The organism is Phaeodactylibacter luteus (assembly GCF_007993045.1).
GTDB classification, from domain to species: Bacteria; Bacteroidota; Bacteroidia; order Chitinophagales; family Saprospiraceae; genus Phaeodactylibacter; species Phaeodactylibacter luteus.
In genome coordinates this window covers 31,211-56,140 of sequence record NZ_VOOR01000014.1, presented here as the reverse complement: position 1 = coordinate 56,140, position 24,930 = coordinate 31,211, and the positions used below count along the sequence as shown (strand labels likewise).

The following is a 24,930-nucleotide window of genomic DNA, read 5'->3' as shown; positions in this document are numbered from 1 at the left end:
CAATTATGAATACAAAGCACTTTCAGTGGTTAACACCCGACCAAATTGAGATCAAGGGCATCAGTTGGGCCGCCGAAGCGCCCCGGGCAGTCATCGCCCTGGCACACGGGCTTGGGGAGCACGCCGGCAGGTATGGGCACTTGGCAGCGTGGTTCAACAAGCGCGGGATATCCGTAGTAGCTTATGACCGGCGAGGGCATGGAGCCTCTGGCGGAAAAAGAGGGCATAGCCCCGATGTAGGGCTTCTGATGGACGAGATTGCGCAATTGCTGACGGAAGTGGCTGCGCGCTATCCAGGCCTGCCGATTTTCTTGTACGGGCACAGTCAGGGCGGAGGGCTGGTCCTGTCCTACGCACTGCGCAGGAAGCCTGAGGTAGCAGGTATCATTGCTACCTCCCCTTGGATCCGCCTTGCCTTTCAGCCCCCGGCCCTACTGCTGGCACTAGGCAGGCTGATGCGGAGGGTTTACCCGGGGTTTTCACAGCCCAACGGGCTCGATGCCAGCGATTTGTCGCACGATAAAGCAGTGGTGGACGCTTACCGGGCAGACCCCCTTGTACACGACCGGGTGACGGCAGGCGTGGCCATCGGCATGATGGAGGAAGGGGAGTGGCTCCTGCAGCAGCGCGGTGGGTTTCCTGCCCCTTTACTGTTGCTACACGGGGCTGACGACCGCATTACTTCGCCTAAGGCCACAGAGCAGCTTGCTTCCCAATTAAAGGGGGATACGCAGTTCAAGGCTTTCCCCGGGCTGTACCACGAGATGCACAACGAACCCCAGCAGGAGGAGCTCTTCGGGCATATCCTCCAATGGATGGAAGCGCGCCTGCCCGCATGAGCGCCAGCTATGCCTGCTTGGTGCGGCAGGCACTAAAACCTTCGTATGGATTCAATGATGTAGAGTGGGCGCTGCTTGATTTCATTGTAAATGTTGGACAGGTAAATAGACATAATGTAAAGGTTGAGGCAGGTGGTCGCAAAAAAGATGGCAATGAGGACCACAAGGAAGGTCCAACCGGAAAAAGGCTCCCCAGCATTACCAAATAGGTCTACGCCGGTAAATTTGACCTTTAGGGCGTTGGCGGTCACGCCAAACAGGAAGACCAGGCTGCCCAAGAAAATCCACAACAGCAAAGACCTTAAGAAGGTGGTGAAAGACGTAATAGCAATGAGGGAGGTACGGAAACGCTCGCCGAAAGGCTCTGCGTCCCGGCCATGAAGGGGCTCCTCCGTTTCAATCCAAGAAGTACGGTACCCCACGATAGAGTAAATGGCCTTCATGTACCGGAGGTTCTCCCGCAAGCGCAGCAGGGAGTTGAGGGCCCGCCTGGAAATAATCCGGGTATCATGTGCCAGGCCGTCTACTTCGAGGGACGAATAGTGGCGGAGTATGGCATAGAAAATCCGGTAGAGCGGCCGGAAATAGAGCCCGGCCTGCCGTGCCCTTGCCCTTAAGTAAACAATGTCGGTCCCTTCCGAGCGTGAGGCCTCAAAGAGCTGCAGGATCAGCTCAGGTTTATGGTAGAAGTCGAATTCAAAGATGACGGTGTAGTCGCCATTGCTGCGGTCGAGCCCGGCCAGTATGGCGTGGTTGCGGTTGGTAGGGCGGGAGAGGGTCAGTAGGTAAACGTTGTGCCTGACCTCATCAGGGGCTTCTGCCACTACTTCAGCTGTTTGCTGCCCGTGGTGGCTCTGATTGTCTACCAGAATGACCTCATAATCCGAGAAGGCCTCGGAAAGGGCCTGATGGACATTGCGGAGGTACTCCGGGAGCAAGCGGAGCTCCCAGGGGTGCTGCAATACACAAACTACGGATACAAAACTATTGTACATCTTAGCGGCCATAAAAATGGGTTCAATCGATGAGCGGAGGAGCCCGGAAGGGCAAAATTATCACTTATCCAGTTACATTTGTTGCAAATTGCGCGGGTTTCGCAGAAATATTGAGCTATAATGCCAGATAAATTGAGGGGAAGCCCTTATATTACGGTAATTTAAATAACATTTGTGGTGCAAAGATGAAACGCACCATTCCTGAACAACCAATCTGCCGCCTTACCCTGTAAAGGAGCGCGTGCATGCACAAAGACTAAATTTCAACCGCTCGGGCATATCCCTGAAGGACAAAGGGCTTGCTCAGCGTACCACTTGAGGCTAAACACATGGCGGGGAGATTTCCATTTTACCAGCAACATGATGCGATGGACTGCGGGGCAACTTGCCTTAAGATGGTCTCTCGTCATTTTGGGCGGTACTACTCTTTGGATTACTTGCGCGAGCTCACCTATATGGGCAAGCAAGGAGTGACCCTGCTTGGCATTAGCGATGCAGCGGAGCAGATCGGGCTGCAGTCCCTGGCCGTCAAGACCAATTACGAAAGGCTTGCCAAAGACATCCCTGTACCCTGTATTGCGCACTGGCGTCAGGAGCACTTCGTAGTCGTTTATAAAGTAACGGACCGCAAAGTCTGGATCGCTGACCCTGCCGCAGGGAAGTTCAAGCTGACACGCGAAGAGTTCATCGAGCAATGGGGCAGTGATATTGAAGAAGGGGAGCCTGCCGGTGTACTGCTGCTCCTAGAGCCTACGCCTGAATTTTTTGCCCGGGAAGGGGAAGCCGTCAATAAATCGGGCTTCGGCTATGTCTGGTCGTATTTCAAACGTTACCGGTCTTTGCTCATTCAGCTTTTGGTGGGGGTACTGCTCGGCAGCCTGCTACAGCTGACTTTCCCTTTCATCATCCGCTCTGTGGTGGATGTTGGCATCGAGAACTACGACCTGGATTTCATCAAACTCATCCTGTTGTCACAGTTTTTCCTCTTTGCTACTATGCTTGGGGTAGAACAGTTCCGCAGTTGGATATTGCTGCACGTTACAGCCCGGGTGAACATCAGCCTCATTTCCGACTTCTTGATCAAGCTGACCAAGCTCCCCATCCGGTTTTTTGACTCCAAAATCACAGGTGACCTGATGCAGCGCATCGCTGACCACGAGCGCGTACAGCGGTTTTTGACCTCCACAACCCTCATGTCCCTGTTCTCCTTTATCAATATCCTGGCCTTTGGCGGGCTGCTCTTAGCTTGGAACAAGGTTGTGTTCCTTATTTTTTTAGTGGGCACCATTTTTCAGGTCTCCTGGATTTTCTTTTTCCAGTACCTGCGCCGGGAGCTGGATTATAAGCGTTTTGACCAGTCTGCTGAGAACCAGAGCAATTTGATAGAGCTCATCAATGGCATGCAGGCTATCAAGCTGCACAATGCAGAACGGCAGAAGCGATGGGCCTGGGAGCGCATACAAGCCCGGTTGTTCCGGACCGGGATAAGCGCTATGCGCATCGGGCAGGTACAGCGCACGGGTGCTGCTTTTTTCAGTGAGACCAAAAATCTGCTCATCACTTTTGTGGTGGCCAGCGCTGTAATCGAAAATACCATGTCATTGGGCATGTTGCTGGCTGTTCAGTACATCATCGGGCAGCTCAATGCCCCCCTCAATCAGCTGTTCGAGTTCCTGCGGAGCATGCAGGAAGCTAAAATCAGCTTGGAGCGGATGAACGAAATCCACATTCAGGATAACGAGGAGCACCTGGCCAAAGAAATTACCATACTGCCAGAATCTGGCGACTTGTCGCTGGAACAGGTCAGCTTTCAGTACAATGGCCCGCATTCCCCCACTGTCCTCCGCAATGTAGACCTGCATATCCCAAAAGGGCAGACGACCGCGATCGTTGGCACAAGTGGCAGCGGCAAGACCACTATACTCAAACTGCTCTTGAATATCTACAAGCCCTCAGAGGGGATAGTCCGATTGGGCGACATCAACCTGGGCAACATCAACAATCGTTTATGGCGGGCGAAGTGTGGGGTGGTGATGCAGGACGGTTACATTTTCTTTGATTCTATCGCCAGGAACATAGCCCTTGGCGACGAGGTGATCGACAAGAAAAAGCTGCTCAATGCGGTCAAAGTGGCCAATATTCAGAATTTTATAGAGACTTTGCCCCTAGGTTACAACACCAAGATCGGGCAGGAAGGTTTGGGGCTCAGCCAAGGGCAGCGGCAGCGGCTGCTCATCGCACGGGCGGTGTACAAAGACCCCGAGTATATTTTCTTCGATGAGGCGACCACCGCACTTGATGCTTACAATGAAATGTTGATCATGGAAAACCTGGAAGATTATTTCCGTGGGCGTACCGTGGTCATAGTCGCCCACCGGCTGAGCACCGTTATGAACGCGGACAATATCATTGTGCTCGAAGGGGGCGAGATCGTAGAACAGGGCACGCATGAAGAGCTGACTTATCAGCGTGGGGCCTACTATCAGTTGGTCCGCAATCAGTTGGAATTGGGCGGTTAGCAGTCGGAGCCTGGCCTTGGAAGCTGAAAGTGTTGCCTAAGCAGGCGCTTCAGGGCAAAAAGCGGGCAGGTGGTTTCGTTCTATTTGCGCTAGCCTTTTTTCGGATACTAAAATTAGCTCATGCAAGAGCACGAAGACCTCGAAATTAGAAGCGAAGAAGTACAGGAAGTCTTGGGGACGCCCCCAAGCTGGATGGTGCAATATGGCACCTTGCTTGCCTTTCTGGTCATCTTGGTATTGGGGTACCTCAGCTACTTTATTGAGTACCCGGTCATGGTGGAGGCCGGTATTTCTGTCACGAGCACCGACCCGCCCAAGCGGCTGGTGACGAACAGCAGTGGCAGGGTAGCCTCTATCTTGGTCGAAAATGAGTCGGAGGTAGAGGCCGATGACATCATCGTCGTCCTCAAGAGCAATGCTCGTTTTGAAGATGTGCTCAGCCTGGAAAGCGCGATGCTCTCCCTTGGCACGCCTTCTGATTCTGCCTTATTGGCCTTTCAAGTGCCCGAAAGCCTGATGCTCGGCGGCTTGAAAGAAACCCTGTTCGACTTCTACCGGAAACAAAAAACCTTGCAGCAATACGAGTCCAACCCTTACGATAAGCTCAGCATGGATCAGTTGAGCCGTGAGCTGAGCAAGATCCGCAGGATCATCGTATCGGACAAGGGCCGCATCAACAACCTGGACCGTCAGGTAGAGATGGTGGAAAACCGCTTGCAGCGGGAAGAAGGACTTAGCCAGGAAAACCTCTTGGCTCAGGGGCGGGTGGCCAAAACCCGGGAGGATCTGCTGGCACTGAAGCGCATGCGGGAGAGCATTGAGTCTTCCATCAAGAACCGCGAGCTGGAGATGGAGCGCATCCGGGCCGAAATGGACGGGGTGAAAGCGGGCTCTCTCGAGGGGAAGAAACAAGCGAGCGTCTCCATACGCGAAAGCTTCGCCGAACTGCAGCGGGCGGTGGAAGATTGGTTCTTTAGGTACGTCATCACTGCCCCGGTGGATGGCATCGTCTCCTTGTACCTGGAAAAGATAACAGAGCAGCAATTTGTTGAGGAAGGCTGGGAGATCGGAGTGGTGGTGCCCAATAAGCAGGAGAAGGCAAAAGGGACGATCTGGCTCCCTGTTGCCATTGCAAGCCCGGTGGAGGAAGGGCAGGAGGTCGTCGTCCGTTTTTCTAGTTACCCATCCTTGGAGTTTGGGGCGGTCATCGGGCGGGTGGCTTCCAAAAGCCAGGTCCCTATCAATAATCAGGTTTCCATAACCGTCAGTTTCCCCAAAGGGCTGGTCACAGAGTTTGGGCGGGAGATTGATGCCTCACAGGAAATGAAAGGGGAGGCCCGCATTATCCTTCAAGACAAGCGCCTCATAGAGCGGATATTTGAGCACTTCCGAAGCCAATCCTGACCTGCCCAGCTGCCGCCGGAGAGGAGGGCAGGAGCCGTAAATCAACGGTGGCCTGTAGCTCCCGTTTTTCTAGTTTGCATTGTTGTTTAGCGGATTACACAGCACTATTTTTAACGATCGTAATTAAGCTCCTTCCTTCTGCAGAAGCAAATTCTTCTTCTGCACTTCTTCATACCATAACTTTAGCTTAGCAAACCAAGCTTTACACAGTCAGGCCGTACCGTTACTGCCTTGTCAATTGTAGCATTTGCAATTGGCCACACCCTTTGTCCATCATTCTAAACATTCCGGCTTATGCACACACCCAAGGTTTTGCTATTCCTTTTTTATGCTATTTTGTTTCCCACTTTCCTTTTTGCTGTCATCACCCCCATTCCGCTCGAGGACCGCGCCCGGTCTGCAGAGGCCCTTTTGCTGGGCAGGGTAGATCACAAGGTAACCTATCAGCTAGGCGGCAAGCGCATTTACACCCTCTATATCCTGACCATCAAGGGTGGCAGTGCCCCCGGGGCAGTGCCCGGGAAAGTTGGCCTGATTGCCGATGGCGGCATATTGGGCAACCGTATGGAGGTAGCCTACCCCAATTTTTCCCTTCGCGAAGGGGAGGAATTGGCGCTGATGGCAGTGCCTGCCCCTGAAGGGGAGCACTATCGTACGGCTGATCCAGCCTACGCCGGGCTGCAGCAGCTGCGCCCCTACGCAGGCGTGCAGGGCGTCCTGCGCCGTAATGCTGCAGGGCGCTATTACGATATGAGCGGGCAAGCTTTGTATTCGGAAACAGCGCTGATAACCGCCCTGCGTCAGTATGCCCCCCGGGAATGGGCCACCCCCAAGGGCAACCGCTATCGCCCAGGCAGCCCAATGATGACTGCGCCGTCTCGGCAGGTTATGGCCATTACAGACCTTACGACTCCTGCAGGCGACCCTGCCAACGGCTATATCGCCGGCACGGTAGTGGCAGACAACGAGCTCATCATCACTGGCAGTGGCTTTGGGGCTACAACAGGCACCGTGCTTTTTGCGAATGCAGATAATGGGGGGGGGAATCAGGTGTTTTCGACCGTCGCAAGCGATTATCCCGTCTGGACAGATACGGAGATCCGGTTGAAGATCCCTGATGGTGCCGGCACCGGAACGCTTTTTGTAAGGGACGCTGCTGAAAACGTGGTCGGCAGTACCACCATTACTATCCTTTATTCTGGTATAGCGACCTACTCTAATTTAAATAATTCCATTCCGGAAACCAGGTTTCATTCCCGGCTGGCCAATATCAATGGAAATGGTGGTTATACCTTGCTCTACAATACGAACCTCCCGAACACAAGCAGCGATTTTTTTGGAAATACAGCCGCTACCGCCGCTTTTGAGCGGGCACTGTTGAATTGGCAGGCACGGGGCATCAATTTCCAAGTTGGAGACCCTGCCTCCACAGCAGTCGCACCTCAGAATAGAGACCAAACCAACGTCATCAGCTTCTCGGGCACCTTGCCTTCCGGGACGCTGGCCATCACCTATTCTTTTTTTAGTGGCTTTTTGTGTGGCGGCAGTGTGGCAAGGTGGTACATTGAAGATTTTGACATTGCATTTAATGATGCCATCAACTGGAATTATGGCCCGAGCGCCACAAGTGGCGGGCAGACCGATTTTGAAACGGTCGCTCTGCACGAGCTAGGCCACGCAGTTGGGCTGGGGCACGTTATTGATGCAGGTACGGCGGTCATGCATCATGCCTTAAGCCCCAACACTGATATCCGTACCTTGTCCTTTTCAGAGGAAGAGGGGGGCGACTTCATGCTCAGTGCAGGTACCGCCCCCGCTGAATGCGGCAGTGTGGGCCCTATGCAATCTTTCTCCCCCCCGCTCCCCGTGCGCTTGTCTTCTTTTGTGCTGCGCAAGGAAGGGGAAAGCAAAAGCCTGCTCGCCTGGTCTACCGCAACGGAACAGGACAACGACTTTTTCACCGTGGAGCGCTCGGGCGACGGCCGCAATTATCACCCCATAGGGCAAATCGATGGGGCAGGGACTTCACAGGCTGCCCATTATTACAGCTATCTGGACCACCTTCCTTTGGCGGGCTGGAACTACTACCGGCTCCTGCAGACCGATTACGACGGTGCCAGGGAGGTCATCTCCGAAGGGCGGCTATGGTTTTCAGGCCAGCTGCCGGAGGTGTTCAAAGCTTGGCGCAGTGGCGATGGGCAGCTCACGGTGCAGTTCCGCGGAGAAGCGGGCGCAGCGCCCCGCGAGGTGCAGTTGGTCGCGCTGACCGGTCAGGTGCTCCAATCGTGGAGCTGGGATGCCGCACCGGGCTTGCAGCAGCAGACGTTCAGCCCAGGCCGGCTGCCTCGCAGCACTTATCTGTTGCGGATGATAATGGACGGGCAGGGGGCAGCCTGCCAGAAGTTGATATGGTAAGGGGGCGCTTGGCAGGCTATTCCTGTAAGCTCGGCAGCTAGAGCTTGGCAAAGGGGGGGGCGGTCGGCCCTGCTGGAAAATGGGCAGGCAATCGGTTGAGCGAGCGCCAAATTCCGCTCGTTCATGTAGCGCAAAAGTAGAAAGCGGCTGAACTGAACGCTAGCTCAGCTAAGCCTGCGGTACTAAAAGGTATAACTAACTAGAAAATTAACCACTGTATGCCACTAAATTTGCATTAACTTTGCTGGAGATTCGAGCCGTGCCGCGCTTGGGGAGATGATTAGCAGTACTAAGGGGCAGGCTCTTAGTTCAAACAATGAACGTTGTTTTGTTCAAAAGCACACTCTCAGTGTGGCATGACGTGGGCTTTGTCCAATGCGCCGCAACCATCTAGGCTTTGTCGGATTTATTATGTTATCGGACGAGCGCTGCGGAGGGGTGGGAAGCCCGATAGGGCCGAGCGGACAGCGAGCCCCGGAGCATAGCGGCCCCATGCCCTTAGGCAGGGGGAGGCCCCAAACCTAACGCATGGCAGGCAAAAAATACAATCTGTATGATGAGCCCTGGCATTGCGCGGAAATGGAATCGCTCATCAATAATTAATCACAATATTATGCAAATGAAAAACAGCTCCTTAATCTGGTTTTCTGCTTGCCTCTTCTTTGGGCTACTGGCCTTCAAGCCTCAAACGGTATGGGCACAGTCTGCCAGCCAAGGGAATGTCTATATTTCCGGCGGACAGGAAATGGCTATTTTGGGCCTTTCACACTATTTTGAAAATAGCAGCAATGGCGATCTGCCAGGCATGATACAGACACAGCGTTCGGCCCCACAGGGGTACGTGAGCTTCTTCGGCAGTGCCGAAGCTTTGAGGCAGACAGATGCAGCACATGTAGACGGCTACGTGAAAAAGTACGGCAATACGGCTTTTTCTTTTCCGGTAGGCGATGGCACTGTGCTACGGCAGCTGTCGATCTCAGCGCCTACAAATGCCAATGATGCTTATGCCGTGGCCTGGCTGCCTGGCGATCCTTCTAGCGTTGGCGACCCTTCGGACGGAGGCGCCTTGCACTCCATTCTGGCAGTAGGCGACAGTCTGGCTTCTGTGAGCCCGGCCGGGCAATGGGATTGGCTGGCTTTGTCTGGCACAGGAGAAGGGTTGTCCATTACGGTGAGCATCCCGGATATGACTGGTTTTGCGGAGGCCACCGACTTACGGTTGGCAGGATGGGATGGCGGCCAATGGGTAGCACTAGGCACTACGGGGGCTACGGGCCTTGCTGCCGGAAGTACCCTTACCGGGACTATGATGGCTGGCATCAGTGCTATTGGTATTGGCCAGCAAGCTAACTCCCCCCCGCTCCCCGTGCGCTTGTCTTCTTTTGTGCTGCGCAAGGAAGGGGAAAGCAAAAGCCTGCTCGCCTGGTCTACCGCAACGGAACAGGACAACGACTTTTTCACCGTGGAGCGCTCGGGCGACGGCCGCAATTATCACCCCATAGGGCAAATCGATGGGGCAGGGACTTCACAGGCTGCCCATTATTACAGCTATCTGGACCACCTTCCTTTGGCAGGCTGGAACTACTACCGGCTCCTGCAGACCGATTACGACGGTGCCAGGGAGGTCATCTCCGAAGGGCGGCTATGGTTTTCAGGCCAGCTGCCGCAGGTGTTCAAAGCTTGGCGCAGTGGCGATGGGCAACTCACGGTGCAGTTCCGCGGAGAAGCGGGCGCAGCGCCCCGCGAGGTGCAGTTGGTCGCGCTGACCGGTCAGGTGCTCCAATCGTGGAGCTGGGATGCCGCACCGGGCTTGCAGCAGCAGACGTTCAGCCCAGGCCGGCTGCCTCGCAGCACTTATCTGTTGCGGATGATAATGGACGGGCAGGGGGCAGCCTGCCAGAAGTTGATGTGGTAGAGGGCTTTCTGCCAACGGCCTGAGCGCTGTTTTTAAACCTGCTGCCATGAGAAAAAGGGCTGTTGCCATCGGCAACAGCCCTTTTGTTCTAAAAAAAGCTTTGGCCTCAAGAAGGCTGCTTAGCGCGTGTTTGGAGCGGTTTCATTCTGAGAATCCAGAGAGAAAGCCATGTTCATAAAGCCTTGGTTTGCAATAGGAACGAGCTCCAAGCAAGCTTCTAGAGGTGGATGACCTCCCCGTACGCAGCGGCAGCAGCTTCCATTACAGCTTCGCTCATAGTGGGGTGGGGGTGGACCGTCTTGATGATCTCGTGCCCGGTCGTTTCCAGTTTGCGGGCAGCAACTACCTCTGCGATCATTTCCGTGACGTTGGCACCGACCATGTGGGCACCCAGGAATTCTCCGTATTTGGCATCAAATACCACCTTGACAAACCCTTCTTTGGCACCGGCGGCACTAGCCTTGCCAGAAGCCGAGAACGGGAATTTGCCAACTTTTACTTCATAGCCAGCTTCCTTAGCCGCCTGTTCGGTCATGCCTACAGAAGCGACCTCAGGAGAGCAGTAGGTACAGGAAGGGATGTTGTTGTAATCGAGGGGCTGTGGGTTTTCGCCTGCGATTTTTTCTACACAGATGATGCCCTCTGCGCTAGCAACGTGAGCCAGTGCAGCGCCCGGCACCACATCGCCTATGGCATAGACCCCGGCAACGTTGGTCCGGTAGTACTCATCTACTTTGATGATGCCACGGTCGGTTTGGATGCCGAGGGCTTCCAGCCCGATGTTTTCCGTGTTGGGGGTGACGCCAGCTGCCGAAAGGACGATATCGCACTTCAGCTCCTGCGTTTTGCCGCTCTTGCGGTCTTTGACGACCACGGTGCATCCGCGGCCCTTGGTGTCAACCGATTCGACAGCGGTATTGCCCAAGACCTCGATGCCTTTTTTCTTGTATATTTTGGTCAGCTCTTTGCTGACATCAGCATCCTCGCGGGGCACGAGGCCCTGCTCCATGAATTCCACGATGGTCACTTCTGTGCCGATGGAGCTGTAAAAGTAAGCGAACTCTACGCCGATCGCGCCAGCGCCTACCACAATCATTTTCTTAGGCTGCTTGTCGAGGGTCATTGCTTTGCGGTATTCGATGACCTTCTTGCCATCGATGGGCACATTAGGCAGCTCCTTGGCCCGGCCCCCGGTAGCGATAATGATGTGCTCAGCGGCGTAAGTAGTGGTGTTGCCTTTGTCGTCCGTCACTTCCACCTTCTTGCCCCGTGCCAGTTTGCCGTGCCCGTTCAGCACCGTAATTTTATTTTTGCGGAAAAGGAAGTTGATGCCCTTGCTCATACCGTCTGCTACGCCCCGGCTGCGCTTTACCATGCCTTCGAAGTCAGCCTCTGCTTTATCCACTTTTATGCCGTAGTCTTCTGCATGGCTGATGTATTCGAACACCTGAGCGCTCTTGAGCAGCGCTTTAGTCGGGATGCAGCCCCAGTTGAGGCAGATGCCGCCAAGAGATTCGCGTTCTACAACGGCTACCTTCATGCCCAGCTGAGAGGCGCGGATGGCAGCTACATAACCTCCAGGGCCGCTGCCAACTACAATAAGATCGAATTTATCCATAAGGTAATTACCGGTTTTGTAATGCCGCAAACAGCTCGCTCCTGAAAACGGAAAGCCCCTTGCAGGCATTGTGCTTAATGATGGTTGCCAGAATGCCGGTGCAGGCATCGGGCGGGCGGGTGCTCGCACACCCGGAATTTAGCGCCGCTAATATACTGAGAATTGGCTGGCAATAAAAAAAGAACTCCACTGCACCTAAGCAGCGGAGCCCGTACTAACTTGCTGATACTATCTTTTATGGATTGGGGCTTTAATTTTGCCCCGTTCGTTTTACGCCTTTGTAATAAGCTTTTCAAAAGTACTGGAATAGGCTGCCCTCCGCAAATAATATCGCTGACAATTTGTCAATCGTCTGATTTGATTACAGTTGTCATTTTTTTGGTTAAACTAGTGATTAGCAGTATTTTGGGTATTGATTTTTTATGTTAATCGATACTGGGGCTGCACTCGTATTAAGAATAGCAGTATGGCTAAAGGCTTGTCTTTCTGTTGTTTTAGGGCCTTGGCAGGGCTACGGTGCTTCCCATACCTCAGCTGTCAGTTCCAGCTGACTGCCCTTGCGCTTTCCGCTCAATTTGAACTGTAGCCCAGGCTGCAGGGCAACGGTGCTGCCCGGTGCCTTCAGGTTTTCGGAGCGCTCGCTGATGGCCTCGCTCATAGCCAGATAGCTGAGGTAAGGCGCCCCGAGCTGCCCCAGCCCTTCGAAGTGGGCTGAAGCAAAAGCGGGCCAGTCGATCTCCCCGGCCCCTCCCTGAGGAGCGGGCCACCTGAAGATGAAGACCTGCCGGATATGATCGCAGCCGCTCTGCTGTATTTCTACCTCCGTGAATTGGTTCAACAGGAAGGATTCAGTAGCGGCTGCTTTTTGGCGGGTGAAGGAGTGCCGGCTCACCCCTGCCACAGAGGCATTGAAAACAGGCTCAGGAGCCGCATAGCGGCAGCCCGAAAAGGCATCTTTGGCAGGAGGGTCGCTGACGCAGCCCAGCACTCCTGATAGGGTCAGCAGCAAATAACCGGAGCACAACCCCAGGCGCAATCGTTTCCATGAACGGTGGTTAAACAATTATTTCCTTTTTTGCGTTAGGCTAGCGGTTTATCACAAGGTACGAAGATAGGGCGCCGCTAAGTTACGCAGTGCTCTCCTCGCCCTTAAATTCGAATCCTGAAAAATATAACGCCTTTATGATTAATTCCAAATACCAAGGCAACGGCAACGGCGCTGTTGTCAACGGGCACGCACGCTCCAATGGCCACGCTTACATCCATGATATGGGCGATGCGCACGCAGCCTCATCCGCCGAGACCCCGCTGCGGCCAGACGCATTCGACTTGTCGGATGAGGAAAAGATGGAGGAAATCTCCCGCCATTTCCGGGCCATCATGGAGACCCTCGGGCTCGACCTGACCGATGACTCCCTCAATGGCACGCCCCGGCGGGTAGCCAAAATGTTCGTCAAGGAGATATTTGGAGGGCTGCACCCCGATGCTAAACCTTCCATTTCCCTTTTCGAAAACAAATTCGGCTACCGGCAGATGCTGGTAGAGAAGGGCATCCGGGTACAATCCTTCTGCGAGCACCACTTCCTGCCCATTACGGGCAAATGCCATGTGGCCTACATCGCCAACGGCCAGGTCATCGGGCTGTCCAAGCTCAACCGCATCGTAGAGTATTATGCCCGCCGCCCGCAAGTGCAGGAACGCCTTACTGTACAGATCGCCAATGAGCTCAAAAAAGTGCTCCGCACAGAAGACATTGCCGTATACATCGATGCGAGCCACATGTGCGTGGAGATGCGCGGCATCAAACACACCCACTGCAGCACCGTAACGACCGAATATGGCGGGAAGTTCCTCAATGAGAACACCCGCAATGAATTCCTGCAAGCCATCAAGGGCGAGCTGAAATAGTACTGGCCGCCCCCTGCCCATCATCACATTCCATCATTCAAAATATAACAAGTTTATGGCTGTTGAAATGCTGGCCAACAAACGCGTACTGATTATAGGAGCCACCGGTGGCATAGGGTCGGAAGCGGCCAAGCTCATTGCTGGCTCTAAAGCCAGGCTCTACCTCGCAGGCAGGGATGCCGACAAACTCAAAGCAGTGGCTGATGCCTGCAAAGTGCCTCACGATCACACCTTTCAGATGGATGTGGCCGATGCCGCCTCTGTACAATCCGTGGCCGATCAGCTGCATCAGGAGCTAGGGCAGCTAGACATCCTGATCAATGCAGCAGGGGTGGGCTATCTCAAAAAGTTCGAAAACATCGAGCTGGATGATTTCTCCCGTTTGATCGACATCAACCTCAAAGGGGCCTTCATCGTGATGCAGGCATTCCTGCCCCCGATGAAGGATGCCAAGAAAGGCCTGATCATCAATATACCTGGAGTCTTAGGCAAAGCCCCTATGGCCGCCGCCGCGGCCTACGCCGCTTCCAAATACGGGCTCAACGGCATGGTCAAGTCTTTGCGCGAAGAGCTCAAGCGCACACAGGTGCGGCTGACCAACCTTTATCTGGGAGGGGTAGACTCTGCCTTCTGGGACGACATCGACATGCCGGTCAACCGCGATAAGTTCATCTCTGCCCAAGAAGCTGGCCGGGCAGTTTGGTTCCTCTGCCAGCAGCCCACCTCCGGAGTGGTATCCGAAATGGTCATTCAGCCTTTCAACCATCAAGTCATTTAGCCAAAAGAGCAGCATCCCCGTGGGATGGGCCCTCCCCCTGCCAACCGGCAGGGGGCGCTACGCTCCGGGGCTCGCTGTCCGCTCGGCCCTATCGGGCTTTGCACCCCTGCGCATCGCTAGGCCGGTGCAAGGGTAGGGGCAGTAGATTTGATTTTCCCGGCGCCCGGTTTCCCATTGTGCTCAATTATAGACGGAAAATGACTTTGGGCTTTTGGGCGCATAAAACCACTCCGATTGTTTTCGTACAATATTTGGCCTAAACATGTCGGCCAATAAGAAGGGAGCATTTGGAGGGCCATAAAAACTAAGGATTTATAGCCGCCTGTTGTGGCAGCATGCCCGTCTGTAAAGCGTTGATTTGTTGATTGTACTGAATGGCACAGAGGGGGCGGGGCAGTGGCAAAACTACACTCGTAAGCGGTGCTTAAGTAAGCTGGCAGTGCCAGCTCAGGAAGGCGTATTGGTACGGCTGATGAAGACCTAAGCTGGCAGGCAGTTATTATAGAAAAAGGAAAAGGGGCAGACCCCTCTTCCAGAATTGCGAAGCACCTTGAAGAGATCAAGGTATAATCGTATGCTTCTACTACCTCAACATTATCGTTTGATGCCAATTTGGCATTTGGTCTTGACTACAGCCTTTCGGGCGAATATTGGAGAAGAGGCCCTTGCAAAATAGGGTGTCAAGGCATTGGGGGGATAGCCAAGGGCCGATAGCTTTTGCACTGTTGGCGGATCCTAATTCGGAAGCCCTCTTCTTCACAACAAATTATGAACAATCGTGACCCTTTTAGGCCGAACCGCGGCGAGGCAGAGGAGCGCATGTTTAGCCTTGCGCTGCCCGCCCAAGATTTGGGCTTATGCCTGCCGCCAGAATGTACATGAAATGGAATTAAAAGCTGTTTTTATGCATATGTGGTTGATTGTGTTGCCATAAATTTAAACCCCTTTAGCTGCCCCTACAATTGCATATTCATGCCAAAATCAAGCATTTGGAGAAATGGGATGGACTTTTGCTCCTATTGCCCCAGCAGCGGTTGTTTTTTTGATCGGGCGTGAACCAAACTGCCGCAGGCGTTTATGCTTTTCGGGCTTTAGCCTGGCACCGGCCTAGCGCTGCGAAGGGGGGGACGCCCGATAGGGCCGAGCGGATAGCGAGCCCCGGAGCATAGCGGCACCTGCCCGCTGGCAGGGGCAGGCCCCCAAAAAAGACAATCTGGTTTGCGCCCCTCTCGACTTCTTGATTTAGCCCCTGTTCGCCCAGCAGCTCCTGTCAGGCAGGTTGTGAGTGAAAAAACAGCATCTTCAAATTTTCATGCCACGAAGTAGACGCGGAGCGAAGCACTGGCTTGGTGTATTACAAGTAAAGCTTACGCTTTGGAGGCAGTCAGGCTATGGCCTCCGCCGGATATTTTTAGGTGCTTGTATGAAAGGGAGTCGGGGATGGAAATGATGAATTCTTTGGTTTTGGCAGAGCGGTTTTTAATGCTCATTGTACCATCGATCTCTTTTAGGAGCGCGGTGCTAAGCTTCAAGCCTAAGCCCCAAGAGCCCGTATTAAAGTGTTGCTCGGAGGCAGCTTGGGGAGAGGTGTTAGGAAGGGGAGAGGGAGAAACAGAATTGCGGATTGCGATTTGAGTATCCCCTTTTACTTTGTTCAGGGTTACGCTGACAACGCTGCCGTGGGGTGAATATTTGATTGCATTGGAGATCACATTTTCAAGGACATGCTGGAGAACATGGTAGTCTGATTCTACTTCAACTGTTGATGCTGGAGGGGCAAAGGCGAGCTGGATGTTTTTGGCCTCAGCAGTTAGCGAAAAAGCGTTTATCGTTTCTAGCAGCATGTGGGTAAGGTTGAACGGTTTGATATTGAGGAAGGATTCAGTGTTTGATGTGTTTTCTATTTCCAAGATTTTCGCAATGGCTGCCTCTATCCTTGCAAGCGCTTTTTGCAAAGGGCTTAAGTTTAGGGCCTGCCTATGAGCGTTTTGGCTGTTCAGCATCTGAGTATTGATATAAGCGGAGAAGAGCGGAGACTTGATGTCATGTACAATAAGACTGATGTACTGTTGCCGTTGGGCAATGGCAGTTTTAAGTTTATGGTTGGTTTGGGTCAATTGCTCTTTGAGCTGACTGAGCTGGTTCTTCTTTTTACTGAGGTTGGAATAGAGCCATAGTATGCCTGCTGTCATTAGGAAAAACAATACCAAAGCCGCTGTCAGTTTAAAAATGGCAGCGCGTTTCTTTTCATTAGAGACGGCCAGTTCATTTATAGTAGTTTCTTTTTCCTGGATAAGGAAAGAGCTCTCAACCGCAGCAATCTCCCGTATACGCTTTTCGTCAATTAGGGCTTCTTTTAGCTCAGTTGCAAGGCGTAGATAGTGGTAGGCGCTGTCTGTCAGCCCTTGTTGATGAAACGCCTCACTAAGAGATTCGTAGATGGTCAGCCGATAGGCATCCCACATTTTATCATCATTAGCATTTAACAGGGTTAAGGCAGACTTAGCGGTTTGGTAAGCACGGTCAGGTTTCCCTATGGCAAGATAATTCTTAGCGAGGGTGCCGTGCATAGTTGCCAACATCTCCAAATTAGGTGGGGACGAATATTCTGAGATTAAGTTTTCTAGCCGATGATTGCTCTCAATCGTTTTTTTGAGCTGGCCAGACTTGCCGTAAGCTTCCGCGAGGGTAGTTTCTGAAATGTGCTTTTTGGTGGTAATGCCGAGGTGCTCATAGAGGGCAATTGCCTTTTGCGCAAAAAGGATAGAAGAGTCGATTTGCACACGGTTGATAGAGGTCAATGCTATGGTCTGATAAACATCGGCAAGCACCATAGAGTCCTTGAGCTTTTCCGCAATAACCAGGTTGCGAGCATTATATTCTGCCGTTTTATCGTAGTCTCCGATTTCAGCATAGATGCCTGCAATATTTATTGCTGTTTTTAATTTCCGCACCTCCCATTCTCTTCCTTTTTCGCGTAAGGTGATATTGTAAGCTTTTCGGAAATAGTACATGGCTTTGTAGTAATCCGGTACTAAAGTGAGGATATAGCCCCGTGCGGTATAGGCGGTCACAAGTTTGTCTTTTAGCTGATGCTCGATTGCGATAGCTTCTAGCTTATTCAGCAGAGGCACTTGCAGGCCTAGGTCATAGAGGTCATTGGTCAGGATTTTCCCGATCAGGTAGTCTGCCTGGGCCTCTGGCGTTGGAATGCCATGTAAAGAATCGAGAATGGATTGGGCATGGGAGCTGTAGGAGGCGAGGGCGGCGAAGGGAAGGCTGGCTGTGAATAGCAGAGATAGCACGGCCCCTTTCCAAACCCTTCTTAAGGGGAGTTTCGGGTAACGTTTTTTCATGGTGCACAGTGGTATGGTCGAGTAAAAAAGTTAAATGGCTTAGGAGGATTGGACTTGACTGCTTAATCGCTTGTTTGGAGCGGTTTTGTTTTGAAAATCAGTGGTTTGTGCCTAGCTGTTGTGGCAATATGGCTACAGGCTTATGGCGAAGCCACTACATTTGAGTTTAGCGGGCTAAATGGGGATTTAGTGAGGGGGCGTAGTCTGCAAAGCGTTGATTGACAACAGGAAAAAGCTTCGGATGTGGCCTAAGGATTGTATGCTTCCGCAGACTGCTTTGGTGCCCTTAAGGGCTCAAGTTTGTTCCGGAGCTGTGTTTTGTTGTTTACATTGAGTTTTTTGTACAATACCCTGACATAGTGGCGTATGGTGTTGACAGACAAGAACATCTTTTCGCCCACCTCTTCGTAGGTGAGCCCTTGTATCAGCCACCTAGCGGCCTCTACCTCGCGTTCGTTGAGCCCATGTTGGGCTATCAGCTGGTCTGCCCGTGCGTGCTGTTTGTCTGGGGCAGATTGTTGCAGAAGGGTTTTGATTTGAGATGCAGGCTCATTGGAAAGGAAGAACCCCCCTGCCATAACAATATGTATAGCCCGGATCAATAGGTCGGGATTGCTGCCTTTCTGGAAAAAGCCCTGTACCCCTTTTTGAGTGATAGAGCGCGAATAGATGTGCTGATCTTTATGCCCGCTCAGGATGAGTATTTTGGGGGAGGCGTAGCCTTTTTCCTCATACCGTTCATGTATAGCGTCTACGTAATCCAGGGCGTTCTCATTGTTGCCGAGCTCTATGTCTAGCAGCAAGAGGTCGATTGGAACAAGGCTTTTGTTTAAAAAATTAAAGATGCAGGATTCTGCTACTAAGCACTTCAGCTCATCAAAATACTCAAGGAATGCTTTCAAATCTTGCAGGAGGTTGAAGTCATCATCGATTATCCCTAGCTTCAGCATAACAATACAAATGTTTTAAACCAAGCCAAAAATCGAGGGGGGGGGTAGAGGAGATGGCTAGTTTTAAGTTTAGAAAACGGTTCGTTTTGCAAAAAAAGGCAGAGCTGCCACAGCAAGGCGTGGCTCGCCTATTTAGGATAATGAAGCTTTTTAGGTGGGTAATAACTTTTTGTTGGCCGGTGGCTTACACAAGGCTTAACTTTTGGAGATGCTAACCTAGCATCTCTTAGTGTTGAGCGGCTTTTGCTAGAAGCGCAGGTGCTTGTACTAGGAGTAACACGTGTTGGTTTGAAAAGGCATATAACATGTAGTTAGCAGGCACTAGCTATAATTCTAGTCCAAACATAGGGATATAAAACCTTATTGTCAAACCCGAGGCAGGTGCAGGCCTAGAAAAACACAGCAAGCCTTTTCAATTTAGCATGAATATGCGGTTGTTTTTATAGACAGTTAATCTTAGTGGATTGCCTTTGTCGGGGGCATTTTGGCATAATCATGCAATTGCAATGCCCTGTAGCTCCTGTTAAATTTGCCACAGATAAACAACGCAAAATATCTAGTTCGGCTGTGGAGTCAGCAAGGGATGAAGGCCTGTTTTGGGGCTAAGCCAAAATAGTTCAACGTGCTTTGTTGTCTCCGCCCCTCCTAGCAAGCCCAAAGCTACTGAAACTGTAAAGCGCTTCACATCCTGCTCGCGGGCCGCTCTGGCCTAGAGTTTGCTTTTACAGCCCATCTCCTGCTTTGAATGATGAACAGGCACTTCTTGGACTACGCTAACAGACTAAAAACCAAGGACCATGAACAGGTTTATCATTCACTTGAAGCCCTGGGCTTACGCTTCGGGGCGCAAACTATTTTCATTGATGAAATCAAGTTTTACTTCAGCGCTTAGGAGTATCAGCGCTGGAATTATTTGGGCATCCTTTGCGCTCCTGCTTTATTTTGCCTTTGGCGCTAATGATGAAGATAAACCTACAGCACTGACAGCCTCGGCAGGCATGGAGATGGAAGTTGTAGACCTTGGTTGCGGGGAAGAGTGATGTTCCCCCAAATATCAGGCCTGCCACGAGTTCACAAGGAGAGCGCTGCTTATGTTCAAAGCTCCGGCTAACACCGCGTTTTTTGCTCAGCTTGAGCGTTGTATTTCTAAGGTATGGATGCGATGATTATAAGGAAAGCAAATGAAGTACAATTGAGTTGAGTAAGTAGAAACATTCATACTTAATGTTTGGAGACTTAGTTTGTGTCTGAGTCACTTAGGAGTTTCTGTGGGGGCAAAGGCCCCCACCTTTTTAATTCTTGCTTTTATACTATAGTGGAATGGTATACTACAGTCGTCAGACAAGGGGGGCTTCGATTGGGGGGCATGTTTAGGATGCTCGGGTATAAGCCAAAGTACCGAATGTTCCTTAGTTGTATGTTAGCACCGGCCTAGCGCTGCGAAGGGGGGGACGCCCGATAGGGCCGAGCGGATAGCGAGCCCCGGAGCATAGCGGCACCTGCCCGCGGGCAGGGGCAGGCCCCTATCCTTGCGGAGGGGGCAGTCCCCATTCTGGGAAGCAGGCTGGGCAGGCTCCACGCAGCAGGGGTAAACCGGGGCATTGGGGGCTGTAAAAGCTTTTGGTTAAGTAGGCTTAAGTTTTGGCCCTTTCATTTGGGCAGATAGCTGCTTTTTGAGCGAATCTTTCTCAGTAGCGGTTGCCAAAAAAAACAACTATTCTTAATAAAAACTTGGGTTGTCATAACAAGGACAGACGCAACAATCTTTTTTATGGCTTCAAATGATGGTGCGCGGATTGAGGCGAGGCAGAAACAAATCGTAGACGATCTGTATAAAGATTACAATGATGCCCTCTTCAAGTATTGCCTTACCTTCCTAAAGCAGGAAGCGCTTTCCTGAGACGCAGTGCAGGATGTTTTTTTAAAAGTGATGATCAATTTTAACAGCCTAACGAACAAGGATGCTTTGGCCGGCTGGCTTTTCCGGATTGCCAGGAATCACTGTATTGATATCTTGCGGCAAAAAAGGCGTAACCGGGATGTAGCTTTGGAATCCAGCGCTCATCTCTTGTTGCATCAGCTTTCTGTCCAGCAAGGGGATGGGTTCGTGCCAGATGCTGTTGAGATAGAAAGAAAAGTTGTTGAGGGGTTGTCCCGGCTAGAGAAACTTGCTCCCCTAGACTTTAAGATTTTACTGATGAAATACAGGGAAGATTTGACGATAAAGGAGATTGCAAGCGACTTGAAAATCAGAGAAGGGGCAGTGAAAATGAGGATCCACCGTGCCAAACACAGGGCTCAGTCCTTGTTGAAGGAAAAAGCATAGCTTGGCTTTGACTGCCGGTTTGTATCACAGTGCTATGTAATTAAAGCAAGGATAGTGGGCACAACCAGCTTTTCGCTCTTTACCTTTAACATTGCGCCCGTCTGAAGTTTCCGGCCTTACAAACCAGCCCAACACTGCCAAGCCAAGCATACTGTCAGCGGCTGTAAATGCTTGACGCCACCTTGTGCAGCCATGATCACCCCTGAGCCTTATCCGTCAGCCATTTCCGCGCATTGATGAAAGCTTGGAGCCAGGGCGATACCTCATCCTGCCGCTGAGCAGGGTAGTGGGCCCAGTTCCAGGGGAAAATGGAGCGCTCTATATGCGGCATAGTAGCTAGGTGGCGGCCATCCGGGCTGGCCAGCATGGCGGTGGCATAACTGCTGCCATTGGGGTTGGCAGGGTAGCCTTCGTAGGCATATTTGGCTACAATGTGATAGGCGTCCTCTGGCAGGCCTAAGTTGAATTTCCCTTCTCCATGTGAAATCCAAACGCCCAGTGTGCTGCCTTCTAAGCCAGACAGCATGACGGAGTTGTTCTTGCCTACCGTTACGGAAGTGAAACCGCTTTCGTGCTTGTGCGAATCGTTGAAGCCCATCAACGGGTGGGGAGCGTGGCCAGGGTAAATGAGCCCCAGCTCCATGAAAAGCTGGCAGCCATTGCAAATGCCTATAGATAATACGTCTTCCCGGGCAAAGAACCCTTCCAATGCAGCCTTGGCTTTCTCATTGTACTTGAATGCGCCCGCCCAGCCTTTGGCAGAGCCCAATACATCTGAATTGGAAAAACCGCCCACTGCTCCCAGGAATTGAATGTCCTCGAGCGTCTCCTTGCCGCTCATCAGGTCGGTCATGTGCACATCCCTTACTTCGAATCCGGCAAGGAACAGGGCGTGCGCGAGCTCGCGCTCAGAATTGCTCCCCTTTTCCCTTAGTATGGCCGCTTTAGGCTTGTAGCCAGCCGCCTGCGGCAGCTTGCCGCTGAAAGAGGCTGGGAAGTGGTACTGCAGTGGCTGCTCCTTATAGTTGGCATACCGGGCATCAGCCAGCCCGGCAGCGGTCTGCTTTTGGTCCAACAGCCAGGACGTCTCATACCAGATATCCCGAAGTTTTGGGATATCGAATTCATGCCGCTCCCCGTTGTTCTCCACGATGAGGGCACTGCCTGCCCCAACCTCCCCGATAAGGTGGCAGGGTATCGGGAATTGTGCGAGGTCAGCAGCGAAGGAGGCGTCTTTCAGCTGTATGACCACGCCAGCATTTTCAGCAAACAAGACTTTCACGCTATCGGGCTCCCCAAGAGGGGAGAGGTCGAGGTGTGCAGAAAGGCCGTTATCGGCAAAGCACATTTCCAGCAGGGTGGTGATCAAGCCTCCGGACCCGATATCGTGGCCAGCAGCCACCCCACCTTTTTTGATCAGCTCTTGCAAGGCATTGAAGGCAGCAGCAAGCTGCTGTGCGCTTTTGATGTCCGGCACATTTGTGCCGATTTTGTTGCGGGCCTGGGCAAAAGAGCTGCCGCCAAGGGAGAACGCCTCTTGTGAAAAATTGAGGTAATATACCGGCCCTGCGCCTTTTTGGAAAACGGGCTCAACAACCTTATTGATATCGGAGCATACTCCAGCCCCGGAAATGATGACCGTGCCCGGCGCCAGTACCTCGCCCTCAGGGTATTTCTGCTTCATGGAAAGGGAGTCCTTCCCGGTCGGCACATTGATGCCAAGCGCGATGCAAAAGTCAGAAACGGCTTTTACCGCCTCGTATAAGCGAGCATCCTCGCCCTCATTGCGGCAAGGCCACATCCAGTTGGCAGAGAGGGAGACCGACTTGAGCCCTTCCTCCAAAGGCGCCCATACGATATTGGTCAGCGCTTCCGCTATCGCATTTCTAGAGCCGGCTTTGGGGTCGATCAGCGCACTGACCGGCGCGTGCCCGATAGAGGTGGCTACGCCGTAGGGCGTATCAAACCCCAGCGCCATCACGCCACAGTTGTTCAGCGGCAGTTGCAAAGGGCCAGCACACTGTTGTTTGGCCACAAGGCCGCCCACACAGCGGTCTACCTTATTCGTGAGCCAGTCTTTGCAAGCGACGGCCTCCAGGCGCAGCACCTGCTCCAAGTAGGTTTGCAGTTGGCCAGGCTCATAGGTTACCTCTTCGAATTGCAGTGCCACCGGCTTGTCCTCCATAATGGTTTCCGGGGAGCTGCCAAAGAGGTCTGCCAAGTCGAGGTCGAGGGGCTTTTCGCCCGTTTTCTCGGATACGGCAGAGAACCGCATATCGCCGGTCACTTCGCCTACTACGTACATTGGGGCGCGCTCGCGCTCGGCAATCCTTTGCAGCAGGGGCAAATCTGCTGCTGAGACGATCAGCCCCATGCGCTCTTGAGATTCATTGCCGAGGATCTCCTTGGCAGAGAGGGTAGGGTCGCCTACGGGCAAGGCATCCAAGTCGATACGGCCGCCGGTTTCTTCCACCAGCTCTGAGAAACAGTTGAGGTGGCCGCCGGCACCATGGTCGTGGATGGCCACTATAGGGTTATGAGCGCTCTCCACGAGGTTGCGGATGGTATTGGCCACCCGTTTCTGCATTTCTGGGTTGGACCGCTGAACGGCATTGAGGGTAATGCCGCTGTCGAAAGCACCGGTGTCAGCAGAGGAGACTGCGGCCCCGCCCATCCCGATACGGTAATTGTCGCCACCAAGAAGCACAATCTTGTCCCCTTTTTGGGGCGTATGCTTGAGGGCTTGGCTAAGCCGGCCTGAGCCGACGCCCCCAGCCAGCATGATGACTTTGTCGAACCCGAGCTGACGGGCATGCTCCTCGTGCTCAAAAGTGAGGAGGGAGCCGGCGATCAGCGGCTGCCCAAATTTGTTGCCAAAATCTGAAGCGCCATTGGAGGCCTTGATGAGGATGTCCATAGGCGACTGATAGAGCCATTTGCGCTCCGGCATGGCCTGTTCCCATGGGCGGTTTGCTAACAGGCGGGAATAGGCGGTCATATAAACCGCCGTGCCTGCCAAGGGCAGGGAGCCTGTACCGCCCGCCATCCGGTCGCGGATCTCGCCCCCGCTGCCAGTAGCGGCCCCATTGAAGGGCTCTACGGTAGTCGGGAAGTTGTGGGTTTCTGCTTTTAAGGAAACTACTGTGTCCACTTCCTTTTTGGCATAGTTGGAGGGCCGGTCGGGCTGCTCGGGGGCAAACTGCTGCAGCCTTGGGCCTTTCAAGAATGCAACGTTATCCTTATAGGCAGAGACAATACTGTTGGGGTTGGCCTTGGAGGTCTCCCGGATCATAGAAAACAGAGAGCCCGGCTGTTCTTCCCCGTCAATGACAAAACGCCCGTTGAATATTTTGTGCCGGCAATGCTCGCTGTTGATCTGCGAAAAGCCAAAGACTTCCGAGTCGGTAAGCTCACGCCCGATCCGCTGGGCTACCTGCTCAAGGTAGCTGACCTCCTCCTCGCTCAGGGCCAGCCCCTCCGAGGTATTGTAGGCGGCAATATCTGCTATTGGCCGTACAGGCTCCGGCTTGATATCGATGTTGAAAAGCTGCTGCCCGAGCCCTTCAAAACGCTGGCTGAGCATGGGGTCAAAGCCTATCTGATCCGAATAAGGGGTATACTGCTCTATGCGGGCTATGCCGGCAATGCCCATGTTTTGGGTAATCTCCACGGCATTGGTGCTCCAAGGGGAAACCATAGCTGCCCGGGGGCCGATAAAATGGCCGCCCAAAGCCTCCTCCTCGATGAGCGGCTGATTGCCGAACAGCCAAGTGAGCTTTTGGATGTCTTGCCCGGGCAGGGGGGAATTGGCCTGTACGGCAAACACAATACTTTGGGGAGTGCCAAAAAAGTGGATCATCAGCTTGCGGTTTAACATTTGCGCAAAGGTCGTTTCTTCGGGTTAAAT

General features: G+C 52.8%; 17 protein-coding genes. 11 read left to right on the top strand and 6 right to left on the bottom strand.

Annotation, left to right across the window (positions count from 1 at the left end; genetic code table 11):
- The first annotated feature begins 5 nt into the window (after positions 1-5).
- Positions 6-839: an alpha/beta hydrolase gene (locus FRY97_RS08625; RefSeq protein ID WP_147167049.1), complete on the top strand. Its 834-nt coding sequence runs from the start codon at positions 6-8 to the stop codon at positions 837-839.
- A 32-nt stretch (positions 840-871) separates the two neighbouring features.
- Here the strand turns inward: FRY97_RS08625 and FRY97_RS08620 are convergent, their stop codons facing one another.
- Complete coding sequence (locus tag FRY97_RS08620) at positions 872-1,846, bottom strand: glycosyltransferase (RefSeq protein ID WP_147167048.1); 975 nt, start codon at positions 1,844-1,846, stop codon at positions 872-874.
- Between the two features lie 317 nt (positions 1,847-2,163).
- Here FRY97_RS08620 and FRY97_RS08615 point away from each other — a divergent pair, with 317 nt between their 5' ends.
- The 4 genes from FRY97_RS08615 to FRY97_RS08600 all read left to right on the top strand — a co-directional run bounded on the left by FRY97_RS08615 (position 2,164) and on the right by FRY97_RS08600 (position 10,087).
- Entirely contained in the window at positions 2,164-4,353 is a 2,190-nt protein-coding gene (locus tag FRY97_RS08615) for a peptidase domain-containing ABC transporter (RefSeq protein ID WP_147167047.1), read from the top strand.
- A 120-nt stretch (positions 4,354-4,473) separates the two neighbouring features.
- Positions 4,474-5,757, top strand: a complete 1,284-nt coding sequence (locus FRY97_RS08610) for an HlyD family efflux transporter periplasmic adaptor subunit (protein WP_147167046.1) — start codon at positions 4,474-4,476, stop codon at positions 5,755-5,757.
- Between the two features lie 294 nt (positions 5,758-6,051).
- Complete coding sequence (locus tag FRY97_RS08605; RefSeq protein ID WP_147167045.1) at positions 6,052-8,172, top strand: matrixin family metalloprotease; 2,121 nt, start codon at positions 6,052-6,054, stop codon at positions 8,170-8,172.
- A 619-nt stretch (positions 8,173-8,791) separates the two neighbouring features.
- On the top strand, positions 8,792-10,087 hold the full coding sequence (locus FRY97_RS08600; RefSeq protein ID WP_147167044.1) for a hypothetical protein: 1,296 nt from the start codon (positions 8,792-8,794) through the stop codon (positions 10,085-10,087).
- A 217-nt stretch (positions 10,088-10,304) separates the two neighbouring features.
- Here FRY97_RS08600 and lpdA read toward each other — a convergent pair whose 3' ends face one another.
- On the bottom strand, positions 10,305-11,705 hold the full coding sequence (gene lpdA / locus FRY97_RS08595) for a dihydrolipoyl dehydrogenase (RefSeq protein WP_147167043.1): 1,401 nt from the start codon (positions 11,703-11,705) through the stop codon (positions 10,305-10,307).
- Positions 11,706-12,216: 511 nt separating this feature from the next.
- Positions 12,217-12,768, bottom strand: a complete 552-nt coding sequence (locus tag FRY97_RS08590) for a hypothetical protein (RefSeq protein ID WP_147167042.1) — start codon at positions 12,766-12,768, stop codon at positions 12,217-12,219.
- A 119-nt stretch (positions 12,769-12,887) separates the two neighbouring features.
- Here FRY97_RS08590 and folE point away from each other — a divergent pair, with 119 nt between their 5' ends.
- From folE to FRY97_RS23205, 3 genes are all read left to right on the top strand, one after another.
- Positions 12,888-13,613, top strand: a complete 726-nt coding sequence (gene folE, locus FRY97_RS08585) for a GTP cyclohydrolase I FolE (protein WP_147167041.1) — start codon at positions 12,888-12,890, stop codon at positions 13,611-13,613.
- A gap of 55 nt (positions 13,614-13,668) precedes the next feature.
- Positions 13,669-14,391 carry an SDR family oxidoreductase gene (locus FRY97_RS08580; protein ID WP_147167040.1) on the top strand — a complete coding sequence of 241 codons (723 nt, stop codon included), beginning with the start codon at positions 13,669-13,671 and terminating at the stop codon, positions 14,389-14,391.
- Between the two features lie 358 nt (positions 14,392-14,749).
- Positions 14,750-14,875: a hypothetical protein gene (locus tag FRY97_RS23205; protein WP_262712233.1), complete on the top strand. Its 126-nt coding sequence runs from the start codon at positions 14,750-14,752 to the stop codon at positions 14,873-14,875.
- Between the two features lie 883 nt (positions 14,876-15,758).
- Here the strand turns inward: FRY97_RS23205 and FRY97_RS08575 are convergent.
- Entirely contained in the window at positions 15,759-17,747 is a 1,989-nt protein-coding gene (locus tag FRY97_RS08575) for a sensor histidine kinase (protein ID WP_147167039.1), read from the bottom strand.
- Positions 17,748-17,995: 248 nt separating this feature from the next.
- Positions 17,996-18,697, bottom strand: a complete 702-nt coding sequence (locus FRY97_RS08570) for a helix-turn-helix transcriptional regulator (protein WP_147167038.1) — start codon at positions 18,695-18,697, stop codon at positions 17,996-17,998.
- Between the two features lie 797 nt (positions 18,698-19,494).
- Here FRY97_RS08570 and FRY97_RS08565 point away from each other — a divergent pair.
- The 3 genes from FRY97_RS08565 to FRY97_RS08560 all read left to right on the top strand — a co-directional run bounded on the left by FRY97_RS08565 (position 19,495) and on the right by FRY97_RS08560 (position 21,023).
- Positions 19,495-19,737 carry a hypothetical protein gene (locus FRY97_RS08565; RefSeq protein WP_147167037.1) on the top strand — a complete coding sequence of 81 codons (243 nt, stop codon included), beginning with the start codon at positions 19,495-19,497 and terminating at the stop codon, positions 19,735-19,737.
- Between the two features lie 731 nt (positions 19,738-20,468).
- Positions 20,469-20,597 (top strand): hypothetical protein, encoded by a 129-nt coding sequence (locus tag FRY97_RS23200; RefSeq protein WP_262712232.1) that lies wholly within the window; start codon positions 20,469-20,471, stop codon positions 20,595-20,597.
- A 6-nt stretch (positions 20,598-20,603) separates the two neighbouring features.
- Entirely contained in the window at positions 20,604-21,023 is a 420-nt protein-coding gene (locus tag FRY97_RS08560; RefSeq protein ID WP_262712231.1) for an RNA polymerase sigma factor, read from the top strand.
- 196 nt (positions 21,024-21,219) lie between these two features.
- Here the strand turns inward: FRY97_RS08560 and purL are convergent, their stop codons facing one another.
- Complete coding sequence (purL, locus tag FRY97_RS08555) at positions 21,220-24,882, bottom strand: phosphoribosylformylglycinamidine synthase (protein ID WP_147167035.1); 3,663 nt, start codon at positions 24,880-24,882, stop codon at positions 21,220-21,222.
- Positions 24,883-24,930 lie beyond the last annotated feature (48 nt).

Coding starts and splice junctions, on each gene's coding strand:
- FRY97_RS08600 (WP_147167044.1), top strand. CDS start 8,792: ATGAAAAACAGCTCCTTAATCTGGTTTTCTGCTTGCCTCTTCTTTGGG.
- FRY97_RS08575 (WP_147167039.1), bottom strand. CDS start 17,747: ATGAAAAAACGTTACCCGAAACTCCCCTTAAGAAGGGTTTGGAAAGGG.
- FRY97_RS08620 (WP_147167048.1), bottom strand. CDS start 1,846: ATGGCCGCTAAGATGTACAATAGTTTTGTATCCGTAGTTTGTGTATTG.
- FRY97_RS23200 (WP_262712232.1), top strand. CDS start 20,469: ATGGCTTCAAATGATGGTGCGCGGATTGAGGCGAGGCAGAAACAAATC.
- FRY97_RS08565 (WP_147167037.1), top strand. CDS start 19,495: ATGAACAGGTTTATCATTCACTTGAAGCCCTGGGCTTACGCTTCGGGG.
- FRY97_RS08605 (WP_147167045.1), top strand. CDS start 6,052: ATGCACACACCCAAGGTTTTGCTATTCCTTTTTTATGCTATTTTGTTT.
- FRY97_RS08615 (WP_147167047.1), top strand. CDS start 2,164: ATGGCGGGGAGATTTCCATTTTACCAGCAACATGATGCGATGGACTGC.
- FRY97_RS08610 (WP_147167046.1), top strand. CDS start 4,474: ATGCAAGAGCACGAAGACCTCGAAATTAGAAGCGAAGAAGTACAGGAA.
- lpdA (WP_147167043.1), bottom strand. CDS start 11,705: ATGGATAAATTCGATCTTATTGTAGTTGGCAGCGGCCCTGGAGGTTAT.
- purL (WP_147167035.1), bottom strand. CDS start 24,882: ATGATCCACTTTTTTGGCACTCCCCAAAGTATTGTGTTTGCCGTACAG.
- folE (WP_147167041.1), top strand. CDS start 12,888: ATGATTAATTCCAAATACCAAGGCAACGGCAACGGCGCTGTTGTCAAC.
- FRY97_RS08570 (WP_147167038.1), bottom strand. CDS start 18,697: ATGCTGAAGCTAGGGATAATCGATGATGACTTCAACCTCCTGCAAGAT.
- FRY97_RS08580 (WP_147167040.1), top strand. CDS start 13,669: ATGGCTGTTGAAATGCTGGCCAACAAACGCGTACTGATTATAGGAGCC.
- FRY97_RS08625 (WP_147167049.1), top strand. CDS start 6: ATGAATACAAAGCACTTTCAGTGGTTAACACCCGACCAAATTGAGATC.